Raw genomic sequence first — 12,472 nt, forward strand, 5'->3', positions numbered from 1 at the left:
ATGGCTACTTGGAATAAATTTATTTTTTTCAGTCGGACTCTCTTGTTTTTCGCAGCATTTACAGGGGTCTATCTGGAAATTACCAAACGTGGTGGTTTAGGGATGTTGCTTTACTATACAGTCCTTTCCAATCTTTTGGTTGTCATCTTTACAGCTTATCTTTTGTTAAAGATGCGTAGTGGTGGTGATAGTTGGCAGAGTGCTGGGATTCTACGTCTCAAAGGTGGTGTCACTATGAGTATTATGATTACTTGTGTCATCTATCATTTCATGCTAGCTCCTTTGACGACAGATTTTTACCGTTTGGAAAATTTCCTTTGCCATTATATTGTCCCTCTCTGGTTTTTAGCAGATACAATTATTTTTGATAAGAGTCGTCAATATAAGTTAGTTGATCCCATGCTTTGGACTAGCCTTCCTTTGCTTTATATGATTTTTGCCCTTTTAAACGGTTTTGTTCTAAAGATGGATGTCCCTAATGCTAAGGATAGTCCCTTCCCTTATTTCTTTTTAAATGCTACAAAACATGGTTGGGGCTTTGTCTTTAAATGGGCAGCAACTATCTTTGTTGCCTACATGGTTTCAGGATATCTCTTTTATCTTGTGAAAAGTATTAAAAAATTTAAGAAATAAAAGTACCCAATGTGGGTGCTTTTTTTGTGATAGAGATAATTGTACCCGGACAAATCGATTTATTTTATCTTGTTATGAAGTCTTTTATACCTTACAATAAAACTGTAGCTACCAATACAATTATTGAGGATGAAAAAAATGACTGAAAATCGTTATGAATTAAATAAGAATTTAGCACAGATGCTTAAGGGTGGCGTCATCATGGATGTTCAAAATCCTGAACAGGCAAGAATTGCTGAGGCTGCAGGTGCGGCAGCAGTTATGGCTTTGGAACGAATCCCAGCTGATATTCGTGCAGCGGGTGGTGTCTCTCGCATGAGTGATCCAAAGATGATTAAGGAAATCCAAGAAGCAGTCAGCATTCCAGTTATGGCTAAGGTTCGAATTGGGCATTTTGTTGAAGCTCAGATTTTAGAAGCTATCGAGATTGACTATATCGATGAGAGCGAAGTTCTATCTCCAGCTGACGATCGTTTCCATGTGGACAAGAAAGAATTTCAAGTTCCTTTTGTTTGTGGTGCTAAAGACCTAGGAGAAGCCTTGCGCCGTATCGCTGAAGGAGCTTCTATGATCCGTACAAAAGGGGAACCAGGAACAGGAGACATTGTTCAGGCGGTTCGTCATATGCGTATGATGAATCAAGAAATTCGCCGCATTCAAAACCTCCGTGAGGACGAGTTATATGTTGCTGCAAAAGAACTCCAAGTACCTGTAGAATTAGTTCAATATGTCCACGAAAATGGAAAATTACCAGTTGTTAACTTTGCGGCTGGAGGAGTCGCAACACCAGCGGACGCTGCTCTTATGATGCAACTAGGTGCAGAAGGTGTCTTTGTTGGTTCAGGGATTTTCAAATCAGGTGATCCTGTTAAACGTGCAGCAGCAATTGTCAAGGCAGTTACAAACTATCAAAATCCTCAAATTTTAGCTCAAATCTCAGAAGATTTGGGAGAAGCCATGGTAGGTATCAACGAGAATGAAATCCAAATTCTCATGGCGGAGAGAGGAAAATAGATGAAAATTGGAATATTGGCCTTGCAAGGCGCCTTTGTAGAGCATGAGAAAGTCCTTGCAAAACTAGGAGTTGAAAGTGTTGAACTGCGAAATCTAGAAGACTTTCAGCAACATCGAAGTGAGCTATCAGGTTTGATTTTGCCAGGAGGTGAGTCAACGACCATGGGGAAACTGTTGCGAGATCAGCAGATGCTAATTCCTCTAAGAGAGGCTATTCTCAATGGTTTACCAGTCTTTGGAACTTGTGCGGGTTTAATTTTGCTAGCAAAACAAATCACTTCTCAGGAAGAGAGCCATCTAGCGACCATGGACATAGTAGTAGAGCGCAATGCCTATGGACGTCAGTTAGGAAGCTTTTATAGCGAAGCAGACTGCAAGGGCGTTGGTAAAATACCCATGACATTTATCCGTGGTCCAATTATCAGTAGTGTTGGTGAGGATGTTGATGTTTTAGCAATTGTGAACGATCAAATCGTTGCGGCACAAGAAAAAAATATGCTGGTAACGTCCTTTCATCCTGAATTGACAAATGATCTTCGCTTGCATCAATACTTTATCAATATGTGCAAATAAAAATAGGTCGGGATTTTCCCGGCCTATTTTTACATGTAATAAACAATGGCAATGTATTGGAGAGCTGAAGCTGCCAGAATGAAGAGATGCCAGATCATGTGGAAGTAAGGTTTCTTCTTAGCATAAAAACCAGCACCAACTGTATAGCAAAGCCCACCTGATACCATAAGAGTCCAAAAGATTGGATTTGTTTGACTGATAATTGCTGGTAGGATAGCCACAACTAGCCAACCCATGATGAGGTAGAGTATCAGACTAAATCTTTCATTGACTTTTTTCGCAAAGATTTTATAAAGAATACCAAAAATAGTTGTTCCCCACTGAATGGCGATAATCAGATAACCAAACCAGTTATTCATCAAGGTCAAAACGACAGGAGTATAAGAACCTGCAATCGCAACATAAATCATGGAATGGTCGATAATGCGCAAGACATACTTATGAGTGGAACCATAAGCCATAGAATGATAAATAGTCGATGAAAGGAACATGAGAAAGAGGCTAATAACGAAAATCGACACCCCAATCGATGATAAAAATCCATGAGCTTCATAACTATAAGTCGATGAGATAGGGAGCAAAATCAGCATGATAAGTGCCCCTACAGCATGGGTGACACTGTTGGCAATTTCTTCTTCAAAACTAAGGCGCTTGCTAAGTTTAAAACTAGTATTCATTTGTTTCCTCCTCTTCATTTTCTGTATAGACTAGTGCTAGTGTTTGATGATAAAGTTTGACCGTTTGACAGCTTGCTTGAATGATTGGATTAGCTGGATCAATGTCTTCATTCATATAGTCCACAAAAGCATTGTAAAGTTCTTGTGAGTTAGTCTCTGTGTGTAGGGTGTTTAGGGTTTGAGCAATTTCCTGGATTGAAAAAACAGACTTGAGTGTTGTGATAGCAATCAATCGGGCAATTTGTTTGCGTTGGTATTTTTTCTTTTCAGGTTTACTGATATAGCCATGCTTCACATAGTTGTTCACCATTGATGCAGTTAAACCTTTCTCTTTAGCAAGAGAAATAGGGGAACAAACTTTATTCACATAAAGTAGGACCTGATCCAAATAGAGATCAATGTTTGGAATTTCGTCCCATTCTGGGTAGGAAAAAGTAGTTTTCATTTCCAACTCCTGTTTATCTAGTTTTGATAACTAGATTATAAAATAATAGAAATAAAAAGTCAAGTTTTAACTGCTTGTAGAAAGCCTTAAATTATGCTATCATGAGAGAAACTAGTCAGAAAAGAGGAAGAAAAATGGAAATTCGTTTAGCTTTTCCAAATGAAGTTGATGCAGTAATGAAAGTAATTGAAGATGCTAGAAAAACTCTAGCCAAAGCTGGTAGCGACCAATGGCAAAATGGTTATCCCAATGCTGATATTATCATCGATGATATCATCTCAGGTCAAGCCTATGTAGCCTTGGAAGAAGGGGAACTATTGGCTTATGCTGCAGTGACTAAGAGCCCAGAAGCAGCCTATGAAGCTATTTATGAAGGAGCTTGGCAAGATGGAGATTCAGAGTATCTGGTTTTTCATCGTATTGCTGTGGCAGCAGATGTTCAAGGTCAAGGGGTAGCGCAGACCTTCTTGGAAGGCTTGATTGAAGGCTTTGATTACCTAGATTTTCGTTCAGATACACATGCTAAAAACAAGGCCATGCAACATATCTTTGAAAAGCTTGGTTTTAAACAGGTCGGTAAAGTTCCAGTAGATGGAGAACGCTTGGCCTACCAAAAATTAAAATCAAATGCCTAAGAAATATGCAAAGATGCTGTACGGTTCTCCAATTGGCATCATATCTCTGGTAGCTGATGATCACTATCTGTATGGGATATGGGTTGAAGCACAGAGTTATTTTGAGAGAGGCTTGTCGGTAGGTAATCTAGTTGAGGTGGAAAGTCATCCCATTTTAAACCAGATTGCTAGCTATTTAGATGCTTATTTTAAAGGACAAAATCAGGACTTGTCTCAGTTACCTTTAGCTCCTGTCGGTAGTGACTTTGAAAAAAGAGTCTGGAACTACTTGAGGGGAATTCCTTTCGGTCAGACTGTTACTTATGGACAAATAGCTAAGGACTTGCAAGTAGCTTCTGCCCAAGCAATCGGAGGAGCAGTAGGGCGCAATCCCTGGTCTATTCTTGTCCCCTGTCACCGTGTGCTAGGTGCTGGAGGACGTCTGACAGGCTATGCTTGGGGACTTGATAAGAAGGCTTGGCTCTTGAATCATGAAGGTGCAAGTTATCAAGAAAATAAAAAATAGAAAGAGAAAAAATGTTAGAATTTATCGAATATCCAAAATGTACAACTTGTAAAAAAGCCAAAAAAGAGTTAGATCAACTCGGATTAGAGTATAAAGATGTTCATATTGTAGAAGAAACTCCGAGTGAAGAAGTCATTTTAAATTGGCTTGAAACTTCAGAATTTGAGTTGAAGCAATTTTTCAATACTAGTGGTATTAAATACCGTGAACTGGGTTTAAAAGACAAGGTTGGAACTTTATCCAAAAAAGAAGCGGCCAAACTCTTGGCCAGTGATGGTATGTTATTAAAACGTCCTATATTAGTGGAGAATGGTGCTGTGAAGCAGATTGGTTATCGTAAAACCTACGACAACTTGGATTTGAAATAGTTTTTTTCTATCTCCTTGATAGGTAAAATATATAACCTCACGCTTTTAAAGTATGATAAACTAGTAGGTAAACAAAGTCTCTTCTGCTCGTAGCAAATATTTTAAATCTAGGCAGAAGTATGATAGAATGATTCATTATCAGGAGAGGATGTTTCTATGAATGTTACAACAATTTTAGCATCAGATTGGTACCAAAACTTGATGCAGTATATTCCAGACGGCAAACTGTTTAGTTTTCGTTCTGTCTTTGATGGGATTCCAAGAATTGTACAACAATTGCCAACAACATTGATGTTGACAGTATTTGGTGCTTTTTTTGGTATAATATTGGCCTTGGTTTTTGCTATTGTAAAAATTAATCGAGTTAGAATTCTTTATCCATTACAAGCATTCTTTGTTAGTTTCTTAAAAGGGACACCAATCCTAGTGCAGTTGATGTTGACTTACTATGGAATTCCTCTAGCATTAAAAGCGTTGAATCAACAATGGGGAACTGCTTTTAATATCAATGCGATTCCAGCTGCAGCTTTTGCCATTGTAGCTTTTGCTTTTAACGAAGCAGCTTACGCTAGTGAAACTATCCGTGCAGCTATTCTTTCTGTTAATCCTGGAGAGATTGAAGCCGCTCGTAGTCTTGGAATGACACGTGCACAAGTTTACCGTCGTGTGATTATTCCAAATGCAGCGGTAGTAGCGACTCCAACCTTGATTAACTCCCTAATCGGTTTGACTAAGGGGACTTCCCTAGCCTTTAGTGCGGGTGTTGTAGAAGTCTTCGCCCAAGCTCAGATTTTGGGTGGTGCCGACTATCGTTACTTCGAACGTTTCATCTCAGTTGCCCTTGTATACTGGGTGGTAAATATCGCTATTGAAAATCTTGGCCGCTTTATTGAGAAAAAAATGGCAATCGAAGCACCAGATAATGCGAAAACAGATGTGAAAGGAGACCTTCGCTAATGATTAAGATTTCAAATTTAAGCAAATCCTTTTCTGGTCAAACCGTCTTGGATCATCTGAATTTAGATATTCAAAAAGGGGAAGTAGTAGCTTTGATTGGTTCCTCAGGAGCGGGGAAGTCAACCTTTCTTCGTAGCCTAAATTATTTGGAAACACCTGATAGTGGAAGTATTCAGATTGATGATTTCAAAGTTGACTTTTCTCAAATTACTCAAGATGAAATCTTGACTCTTCGTCGTAAGTTGTCCATGGTGTTCCAACAGTTCAATTTGTTTGAGCGTAGAACAGCCTTAGACAATGTCAAGGAAGGTTTGGTAGTTGTTAAAAAACTTTCCGACCAAGAAGCAACTAAGATTGCCAAAGAAGAGTTGGCTAAGGTTGGTCTTTCAGATCGTCAACAGCACTATCCTCGCCACTTATCAGGTGGACAAAAACAACGGGTAGCTTTGGCGCGTGCTTTAGCCATGAAGCCAGCAATCTTGCTCTTGGATGAACCTACTTCAGCCCTTGACCCAGAATTGGTTGGTGAGGTAGAAAGATCTATAGCTAATGCAGCTAAATCAGGTCAAACCATGATTTTAGTCAGTCACGATATGTCCTTTGTTTCCCAAGTAGCTGATAAGGTTTTGTTCTTGGATAAAGGAAAGATTATTGAGTCTGGAACACCAGATGAGATTATCAATCATCCTAAAGAAGAACGAACAAAAGAATTCTTTGCTAGTTACAAACGAACCTATATTTGATATAATAGAAGATAAGAAAGACTCAGTTGGCTAGGCTAACTGGGTTTGCTCTTTAAAATTAATAGAAAAGAGAGAGAGCATGCTAGTTCAGCTATTTGCTTTGTATTTAGAGAGTTTAGTGTTGACAATTCTACTGGTCTTGATTATTTTAGGACTCTGGATTGGACTTAGAGCTCTGTCTGGGGTTGACAAAACTGCTAAAGCACGTCAAGCCCATCTCTACGATATGATTATGATTGGAGTTTTAACAATTCCAGTATTGTCATTTGCAACCATGAGCATTTTGTTGGTTCTCAAGGCTTAATAGTTGTAAAATGGGATTTAATCCGTTAGAATAAAAATAGTTACAACAAGAAAGAAGGAAAGTGAATGTACGATACGATTATTATCGGTGCAGGGCCTGCTGGGATGACTGCAGCCTTGTACGCAGCACGTAGCAATTTGAAAGTTGCTTTGATTGAAGGTGGACTTCCTGGTGGTCAGATGAATAATACTTCTGACATTGAAAACTATCCAGGTTATGCTAATATCAGTGGTCCTGAATTAGCTGAAAAGATGTTTGAACCTCTTGAAAATCTAGGTGTTGAGCATCTCTATGGTTTCGTTGAAAATGTTGAGGATCATGGCGAATTCAAAAAAGTCGTAACAGACGACCAAGTTTATGAAACTCGCACAGTTATCGTAGCGACTGGTTCTAAGCACCGTCTCTTGGGGGTTCCAGGAGAAGAAGAACTCAATAGTCGTGGAGTTTCTTACTGTGCAGTTTGTGATGGAGCCTTTTTCCGCGACCAGGATTTGTTGGTCGTAGGTGGAGGTGACTCCGCAGTTGAAGAGGCTATCTTCTTAACACGGTTTGCAAAATCTGTTACCATTGTTCACCGTCGAGATGAACTACGTGCCCAAAAGGTCTTGCAAGATCGTGCCTTTGCCAATGAAAAAATCAACTTCATTTGGGATTCTGTCGTTAAAGAAATCAAGGGTGAAAACCGTGTGGAATCGGTTGTGATTGAAAATGTTAAAACAGGTCAGGTGACAGAACAAGCTTTTGGTGGTGTCTTCATCTATGTTGGTTTAGACCCTGTTAGTGACTTTGTCCAAGAGTTGCAGATTCGCGACCAGGCAGGTTGGATTGTGACAGATGATCACATGAAGACAAGTGTTACAGGTGTCTTTGCGGTTGGGGATGTTCGTCAAAAAGACCTTCGCCAAGTTACAACAGCTGTTGGAGATGGCGCTATTGCAGGTCAAGAGGCCTACAAATATATTACCGAACATTATTAAAAAGGCGGTGGGACAGAAAACGATAGACAAAGTCTAGATTTCGAAGTTCCAGCCCTGCGAGGATGATTAGGAGCTTTTTGGAGTCTAAAAGATGAACAAAAAGTTCAATCAGCTACCGTGTCAAAGTTTGATTGCTAATAAAAAGTGAGGTCGGGATCTTTTGTCCCAACCTCACTTTTTATTAGAGTCGATTTCGAAAAACTTCGTACATGAGAATGGCAGCAGCAACGCTGGCATTGAGGCTCTGTACGTGCCCATTCATTGGAATAGTGATCATCTCGTCCACTTGTTTTTTGATGTTGCTAGAGATACCTTTGCCTTCATTTCCGATGATGAGAGCAATCTTTCCTTTGGTATTCCATTTGTGGCAAGGAGTTCCGTTCATATCAGTTCCAAATGTCCAGAAACCTTCATCCTTAAGTTTGTCTAAGGTTTGGCTAAGATTAGTGACTCGAGCAATAGGAACGTGTTCAATCGCACCTGTTGCTGTTTTTGCAACTACGGGTGTTACACCAACTGCTCGATGTTTTGGAATAATGACACCTGAAACATTGGTTGCATCCGCTGTTCTCAAGATAGAACCAAGATTATGTGGGTCCGTTAAACCATCAAGGATTAGTAGTAGTGGGTTTTCTTCCTGGCGTGTCTTAGCAAGAATCTGCTCAAGTTCAGTGTAGGCAAATTCAGAAACGCGCAAGACAAAACCTTGGTGAACAGCTCCTTCAGTCATCTCAGAAAGTGATTTTTTGGAAGTCCAAGAAATGGATACTTTCCTTTCAGTAGCCAATTCCTTAACTTTTTCCACATTCTTTCCTCGTAAATCTTCCTGAAGGTAGAGTTTGTTTCCAGTATTTGCTAAAAGAGCTTCTGTGACGGCATGAACGCCATAGACAATATCGTTTGTTTTCATATCTTCATTATAACACAAAATCCCGTCTTGCAACGGGATTTTCTTTATTCAAGAATGAGCAGGCCATCTTTAACTTCAAATGGGTCTTTTTCATTGATACGATCATAGAACATAATGCCATTTAAGTGGTCAATTTCATGTTGAACTACAATAGAGTTATAGCCCTTAAGTTTGATGCGGTGCTTTTCTCCATCCTTATCAAAATAGTCAACGGTTACTCGAGCGTGGCGGATAACATAGCCTGGAACAGCACGGTCAACAGACAAGCAACCTTCTCCCTCGCCTAGAGCAGCGTCTTGGACTGAGTGGGATACAATTTTCGGATTGTACATGACAGCCTGTAAATCATAGGCTTCTTGAGGAGTTTCACCTTCCTCAGTGATATTTGGTACCAGTACGGCGATGATGCGTTTTGAGATGTCGAGCTGCGGTGCAGCAAGTCCAACTCCTCCACGTAGACCTAATTTTTCAGCCATAACAGGATCTTGCGAGTGTTTCAAAAATTGCATCATTTTTTCTCCAAGAATGATATCTTGATCACTCAAAGGGAAACTGACTTCCTCGGCAACAGCACGAAGAGTAGGGTTCCCTTCTCGGATAATATCTTTCATATCGATTAAATGAGCAGCTTTGGTAATTCGTTCTATAGCAGACATATTCTTTCCTTTCCTTCTATTACAATTACATGATAACACAAAACAGATGAGAAAGAAAGTCACAGAAGTTGCTAAAAAATAATATAATAAAAGGAAATACCTATTTGTCTGTGGTATAATAGAGTAAGAAAATAGACTTTAAAATCATGGGAGAAAAATGATGGAACAACGTAGTAGAAAAAGAAAAAATGGTCCCGTTTTACAAGCTATTAGACATTCCGTTCGGTTTTTCAGGAACTATAAGCAGTGGAATAATCGCACTTTTATTGTGGTCTTGTTAGCTTCGGTAGCTGTCTCGATGATGCTTACTTTATTAGTGGAAGGAGCTCGAGGGATTTCTTTAAGCAGTAGTGATCCAAGTTCCGCACACCAAGAGTCAAGTTCTCAGGCAAAGAATGCAGAGACGGAACAAGAAACGAGTGCGCGTATCATGGCAAATGGTGATTTGCTCTATCATGACATTATCTACATTTCAGCCAAAAAATCAGACGGCACCTATGATTTCCATGAAAATTTTGAGTATGTAAAACCCTGGCTGAAGCAAGCTGACTTAGTCATTGGTGATTTTGAAGGAACTGTAAATAAAGACCACTATCTTGCAGGATACCCCTTGTTCAATGCACCTGGTGAAGTTATGGATGCTATAAAAGATGCAGGCTATCAAGTGCTAGATTTGGCTCACAATCATATCTTGGATTCTCAGATTGAGGGAGTGATTTCAACTGCAGATGCTATTGAAAAGGCAGGAATGACACCGGTCGGGGTCTATACCCATGAATCACGAGATAAGGCTCCTTTAGTTATCAAGGAAGTTAATGGTATTAAAGTTGCTATTTTAGCTTATTCCTATGGCTTTAACGGCATTGAACAAAGCATTTCACAAGAGGATTATAATCGTTATCTTTCAGACTTAGACGAAGATAAAATGAAGGCTGAAATTGAACGAGCAGAGAAGGAGGCAGATATTACAATTATCATGCCTCAGATGGGAGTTGAGTATCAAATTGAGCCGACTGAGGAGCAAAAGAAACTTTACCATAAAATGATTGATTGGGGAGCTGATATTATCTTTGGTGGTCATCCTCACGTTGTTGAACCAGCTGAAACGGTTGAAAAAGACGGTGATAAAAAGCTTATCATTTACTCTATGGGGAATTTCATCTCAAATCAACGGATTGAAACCATGCAGGATGTGGAAAATGCCAAGTGGACGGAACGTGGAGTTCTCATGGATGTGACCATTAAGAAGAAATCTGGTAAAACGACTATCGAAACTGCCCAAGCACATCCAAGCTGGGTGAGTCGAACTCCAAAGGGAGGATATTCTTCAGAAGGATACCCACTCTATCTTTACCAAACTTATATCCTGGAAGACTTTATTGAGGGTGGGAAATACCGTAGTCAGTTAGACGAGGCTACCAAGCAACGGATTGATACAGCCTATAAAGAAATGAACGAGCATGTAGGTTTGAAGTGGTAGTGACATTAAAAGAGGAGCAAGATGGATATTAAGATAATAGCGACGGATATGGACGGTACTTTGTTGGATCCTAAAGGACAACTGGATCTACCTCGACTAGAGAAAATTTTAGATCAGCTAGATCAGCGTGGAGTTCGTTTTGTCATTGCAACGGGAAATGAAGTTCATCGAATGCGACAATTACTGAAACATCTAGCAGATAGAGTAGTTCTCGTGGTTGCTAATGGTGCTCGTATATTCGAAAGTGATAAATTGATTCAAGCTCAGACTTGGGACGATGCTATGGTTGATAGAGCTTTAGCTCATTTTAAAGGCAGAGAGTGTCAGGATCAGTTTGTCGTAACTGCTATGAATGGCGGTTTTGTCAAGGAAGGCACTGTCTTTACCGAACTTGATAAATTCATGACTCCGGAGATGATTGAGAAATTCTATCAACGGATGCACTTCGTCGATGAATTTGACTCTAAACTCTTCGGTGGTGTTCTCAAGATGAGTATGGTTGTTGGTGAAGAACGATTGGATTCGGTTTTGCAAGAAGTTAATGACTTGTTTGATGGTGGTGTTCGAGCCGTTTCGAGTGGATATGGCTGTATTGATATATTACAAGATGGGATTCATAAAGCGTGGGGGCTAGTAGAATTGCTCAAACGTTGGAACTTAAAACCCGAACAAATCATGGCATTTGGAGACAGTGAAAATGACATTGAAATGTTAGAGTTGGCAGGTATTTCTTACGCAATGGAAAATGCAGAGGATAGAGTCAAGGAAATTGCGACAGAAGTAGCGCCAGCAAACAGTCAGGCAGGTGTTTACCAAGTTTTAGAAAACTGGCTAGAAGAAGGAGAATAACTTGGCAGTACAATTATTAGAAAACTGGCTCTTGAAAGAGCAGGAGAAAATCCAAACCAAGTATCGTGAACTCAATCAAATCTCAGTAATTGAACCAGATATCATCTTTATTGGAGATTCTATTGTTGAGTATTTTCCCTTGCAAGAATTACTAGGGACAACAAAGACCATCGTGAATAGAGGTATTCGTGGTTATCAGACCGGACTTTTACTAGATAACCTTGATGCCCACCTCTATGGTGATGCAGTGGATCAAATTGTGATTTTGATTGGGACAAATGACATTGGAAAAGATATTCCAATGAGTCAAACGCTGACCAATCTCGAGAGTGTGATTCAAACCATTTCTCGCGACTACCCACTGTCACAGATAAAGCTAGTTTCTATCTTGCCTGTCAATGAAGGTGAGGACTTTAAACAGACAGTTTATATCCGCACCAATGAGAAAATCAAAGCGTGGAATCAAGCTTATCAAGACTTAGCTTCAGCCTATATGCAGGTTGAATATATCCCAGTATTTGATAGCTTCTTAGATGAAGCTGGACAATTAAAACCTACCTACACAACCGATGGCCTACACCTAAGTGTTGCTGGTTATCAGGTTCTTTCAAATGTGTTAAAAGACTATCTTTTTTAGCAACAGTATGAATATGATATATTCATTACAGTAAATTAATTTTGCTAAAATAAAAATTTCTCTAATTTTTTTAAGTGAATAAAAATTATTTACTTATGAAATTTAGAGT

General features: G+C 39.5%; 17 protein-coding genes. 13 read left to right on the forward strand and 4 right to left on the reverse strand.

Going from position 1 to position 12,472, the window contains the following annotated elements; genetic code table 11:
• The 3 genes from AXE83_RS03985 (at nt 1) to pdxT (ending at nt 2,220) form a co-directional block, all read left to right on the forward strand.
• The gene (locus tag AXE83_RS03985; RefSeq protein ID WP_060955534.1) at nt 1–633 is read left to right on the forward strand and encodes a Pr6Pr family membrane protein; all 633 of its coding nucleotides are present in this window, start codon (nt 1–3) and stop codon (nt 631–633) included.
• A gap of 138 nt (nt 634–771) precedes the next feature.
• On the forward strand, nt 772–1,647 hold the full coding sequence (pdxS, locus tag AXE83_RS03990) for a pyridoxal 5'-phosphate synthase lyase subunit PdxS (protein WP_004253907.1): 876 nt from the start codon (nt 772–774) through the stop codon (nt 1,645–1,647).
• Complete coding sequence (gene pdxT, locus AXE83_RS03995; RefSeq protein ID WP_060955535.1) at nt 1,648–2,220, forward strand: pyridoxal 5'-phosphate synthase glutaminase subunit PdxT; 573 nt, start codon at nt 1,648–1,650, stop codon at nt 2,218–2,220.
• 29 nt (nt 2,221–2,249) lie between these two features.
• Here pdxT and trhA read toward each other — a convergent pair whose 3' ends face one another.
• Complete coding sequence (trhA, locus tag AXE83_RS04000) at nt 2,250–2,897, reverse strand: PAQR family membrane homeostasis protein TrhA (protein ID WP_060955536.1); 648 nt, start codon at nt 2,895–2,897, stop codon at nt 2,250–2,252.
• Complete coding sequence (locus AXE83_RS04005; RefSeq protein ID WP_060955537.1) at nt 2,887–3,342, reverse strand: DUF1836 domain-containing protein; 456 nt, start codon at nt 3,340–3,342, stop codon at nt 2,887–2,889. Before AXE83_RS04005 ends, trhA begins: the two co-directional genes overlap by 11 nt.
• 134 nt (nt 3,343–3,476) lie before the next feature.
• Between AXE83_RS04005 and AXE83_RS04010 the strand changes: the two genes are divergently transcribed.
• From AXE83_RS04010 to trxB, 7 genes are all read left to right on the forward strand, one after another.
• The gene (locus AXE83_RS04010) at nt 3,477–3,977 is read left to right on the forward strand and encodes a GNAT family N-acetyltransferase (protein WP_060955538.1); all 501 of its coding nucleotides are present in this window, start codon (nt 3,477–3,479) and stop codon (nt 3,975–3,977) included.
• Nucleotides 3,978–3,990: 13 nt separating this feature from the next.
• Nucleotides 3,991–4,482 (forward strand): methylated-DNA--[protein]-cysteine S-methyltransferase, encoded by a 492-nt coding sequence (locus AXE83_RS04015; protein ID WP_190279322.1) that lies wholly within the window; start codon nt 3,991–3,993, stop codon nt 4,480–4,482.
• An 11-nt stretch (nt 4,483–4,493) separates the two neighbouring features.
• Nucleotides 4,494–4,850: a Spx/MgsR family RNA polymerase-binding regulatory protein gene (locus AXE83_RS04020; RefSeq protein WP_049530911.1), complete on the forward strand. Its 357-nt coding sequence runs from the start codon at nt 4,494–4,496 to the stop codon at nt 4,848–4,850.
• 156 nt (nt 4,851–5,006) lie between these two features.
• Entirely contained in the window at nt 5,007–5,807 is an 801-nt protein-coding gene (locus tag AXE83_RS04025) for an amino acid ABC transporter permease (protein WP_049508615.1), read from the forward strand.
• Nucleotides 5,807–6,550, forward strand: a complete 744-nt coding sequence (locus tag AXE83_RS04030; protein WP_049502693.1) for an amino acid ABC transporter ATP-binding protein — start codon at nt 5,807–5,809, stop codon at nt 6,548–6,550. The genes AXE83_RS04025 and AXE83_RS04030 overlap by 1 nt, the downstream gene beginning before the upstream one ends.
• A gap of 79 nt (nt 6,551–6,629) precedes the next feature.
• Entirely contained in the window at nt 6,630–6,854 is a 225-nt protein-coding gene (locus AXE83_RS04035) for a DUF4059 family protein (RefSeq protein ID WP_000960970.1), read from the forward strand.
• Nucleotides 6,855–6,919: 65 nt separating this feature from the next.
• Nucleotides 6,920–7,831 carry a thioredoxin-disulfide reductase gene (gene trxB / locus AXE83_RS04040; RefSeq protein ID WP_060955540.1) on the forward strand — a complete coding sequence of 304 codons (912 nt, stop codon included), beginning with the start codon at nt 6,920–6,922 and terminating at the stop codon, nt 7,829–7,831.
• Between the two features lie 181 nt (nt 7,832–8,012).
• On the opposite strand, the gene rlmB is transcribed toward trxB, so the two are convergent.
• A complete protein-coding gene (rlmB, locus tag AXE83_RS04045; RefSeq protein WP_060956364.1) occupies nt 8,013–8,741 on the reverse strand; it encodes a 23S rRNA (guanosine(2251)-2'-O)-methyltransferase RlmB in 729 nt (242 codons plus the stop codon).
• 44 nt (nt 8,742–8,785) lie between these two features.
• Nucleotides 8,786–9,397: a peptide deformylase gene (def, locus tag AXE83_RS04050; protein ID WP_001272935.1), complete on the reverse strand. Its 612-nt coding sequence runs from the start codon at nt 9,395–9,397 to the stop codon at nt 8,786–8,788.
• Between the two features lie 160 nt (nt 9,398–9,557).
• Here def and AXE83_RS10505 point away from each other — a divergent pair, with 160 nt between their 5' ends.
• The 3 genes from AXE83_RS10505 to AXE83_RS04070 are packed head-to-tail and all read left to right on the forward strand — an operon-like array spanning nt 9,558 to nt 12,363.
• A complete protein-coding gene (locus AXE83_RS10505; RefSeq protein ID WP_083500983.1) occupies nt 9,558–10,877 on the forward strand; it encodes a CapA family protein in 1,320 nt (439 codons plus the stop codon).
• Between the two features lie 21 nt (nt 10,878–10,898).
• On the forward strand, nt 10,899–11,726 hold the full coding sequence (locus AXE83_RS04065; protein ID WP_060955541.1) for an HAD family hydrolase: 828 nt from the start codon (nt 10,899–10,901) through the stop codon (nt 11,724–11,726).
• 1 nt (nt 11,727) lies between these two features.
• Nucleotides 11,728–12,363, forward strand: coding sequence for an SGNH/GDSL hydrolase family protein (locus tag AXE83_RS04070; protein WP_060955542.1), 636 nt, complete (start codon nt 11,728–11,730; stop codon nt 12,361–12,363).
• Nucleotides 12,364–12,472 lie beyond the last annotated feature (109 nt).

Source organism: Streptococcus sp. oral taxon 431 (assembly GCF_001553685.1).
In the GTDB taxonomy this organism is placed as follows: Bacteria; Bacillota; Bacilli; order Lactobacillales; family Streptococcaceae; genus Streptococcus.

What these genes read in the sequence shown, in the direction of transcription:
- AXE83_RS03985 (WP_060955534.1), top strand. Translation starts at nt 1, where the DNA reads ATGGCTACTTGGAATAAATTTATTTTTTTCAGTCGGACTCTCTTGTTT.
- pdxS (WP_004253907.1), top strand. Translation starts at nt 772, where the DNA reads ATGACTGAAAATCGTTATGAATTAAATAAGAATTTAGCACAGATGCTT.
- pdxT (WP_060955535.1), top strand. Translation starts at nt 1,648, where the DNA reads ATGAAAATTGGAATATTGGCCTTGCAAGGCGCCTTTGTAGAGCATGAG.
- trhA (WP_060955536.1), bottom strand. Translation starts at nt 2,897, where the DNA reads ATGAATACTAGTTTTAAACTTAGCAAGCGCCTTAGTTTTGAAGAAGAA.
- AXE83_RS04005 (WP_060955537.1), bottom strand. Translation starts at nt 3,342, where the DNA reads ATGAAAACTACTTTTTCCTACCCAGAATGGGACGAAATTCCAAACATT.
- AXE83_RS04010 (WP_060955538.1), top strand. Translation starts at nt 3,477, where the DNA reads ATGGAAATTCGTTTAGCTTTTCCAAATGAAGTTGATGCAGTAATGAAA.
- AXE83_RS04015 (WP_190279322.1), top strand. Translation starts at nt 3,991, where the DNA reads ATGCTGTACGGTTCTCCAATTGGCATCATATCTCTGGTAGCTGATGAT.
- AXE83_RS04020 (WP_049530911.1), top strand. Translation starts at nt 4,494, where the DNA reads ATGTTAGAATTTATCGAATATCCAAAATGTACAACTTGTAAAAAAGCC.
- AXE83_RS04025 (WP_049508615.1), top strand. Translation starts at nt 5,007, where the DNA reads ATGAATGTTACAACAATTTTAGCATCAGATTGGTACCAAAACTTGATG.
- AXE83_RS04030 (WP_049502693.1), top strand. Translation starts at nt 5,807, where the DNA reads ATGATTAAGATTTCAAATTTAAGCAAATCCTTTTCTGGTCAAACCGTC.
- AXE83_RS04035 (WP_000960970.1), top strand. Translation starts at nt 6,630, where the DNA reads ATGCTAGTTCAGCTATTTGCTTTGTATTTAGAGAGTTTAGTGTTGACA.
- trxB (WP_060955540.1), top strand. Translation starts at nt 6,920, where the DNA reads ATGTACGATACGATTATTATCGGTGCAGGGCCTGCTGGGATGACTGCA.
- rlmB (WP_060956364.1), bottom strand. Translation starts at nt 8,741, where the DNA reads ATGAAAACAAACGATATTGTCTATGGCGTTCATGCCGTCACAGAAGCT.
- def (WP_001272935.1), bottom strand. Translation starts at nt 9,397, where the DNA reads ATGTCTGCTATAGAACGAATTACCAAAGCTGCTCATTTAATCGATATG.
- AXE83_RS10505 (WP_083500983.1), top strand. Translation starts at nt 9,558, where the DNA reads ATGGAACAACGTAGTAGAAAAAGAAAAAATGGTCCCGTTTTACAAGCT.
- AXE83_RS04065 (WP_060955541.1), top strand. Translation starts at nt 10,899, where the DNA reads ATGGATATTAAGATAATAGCGACGGATATGGACGGTACTTTGTTGGAT.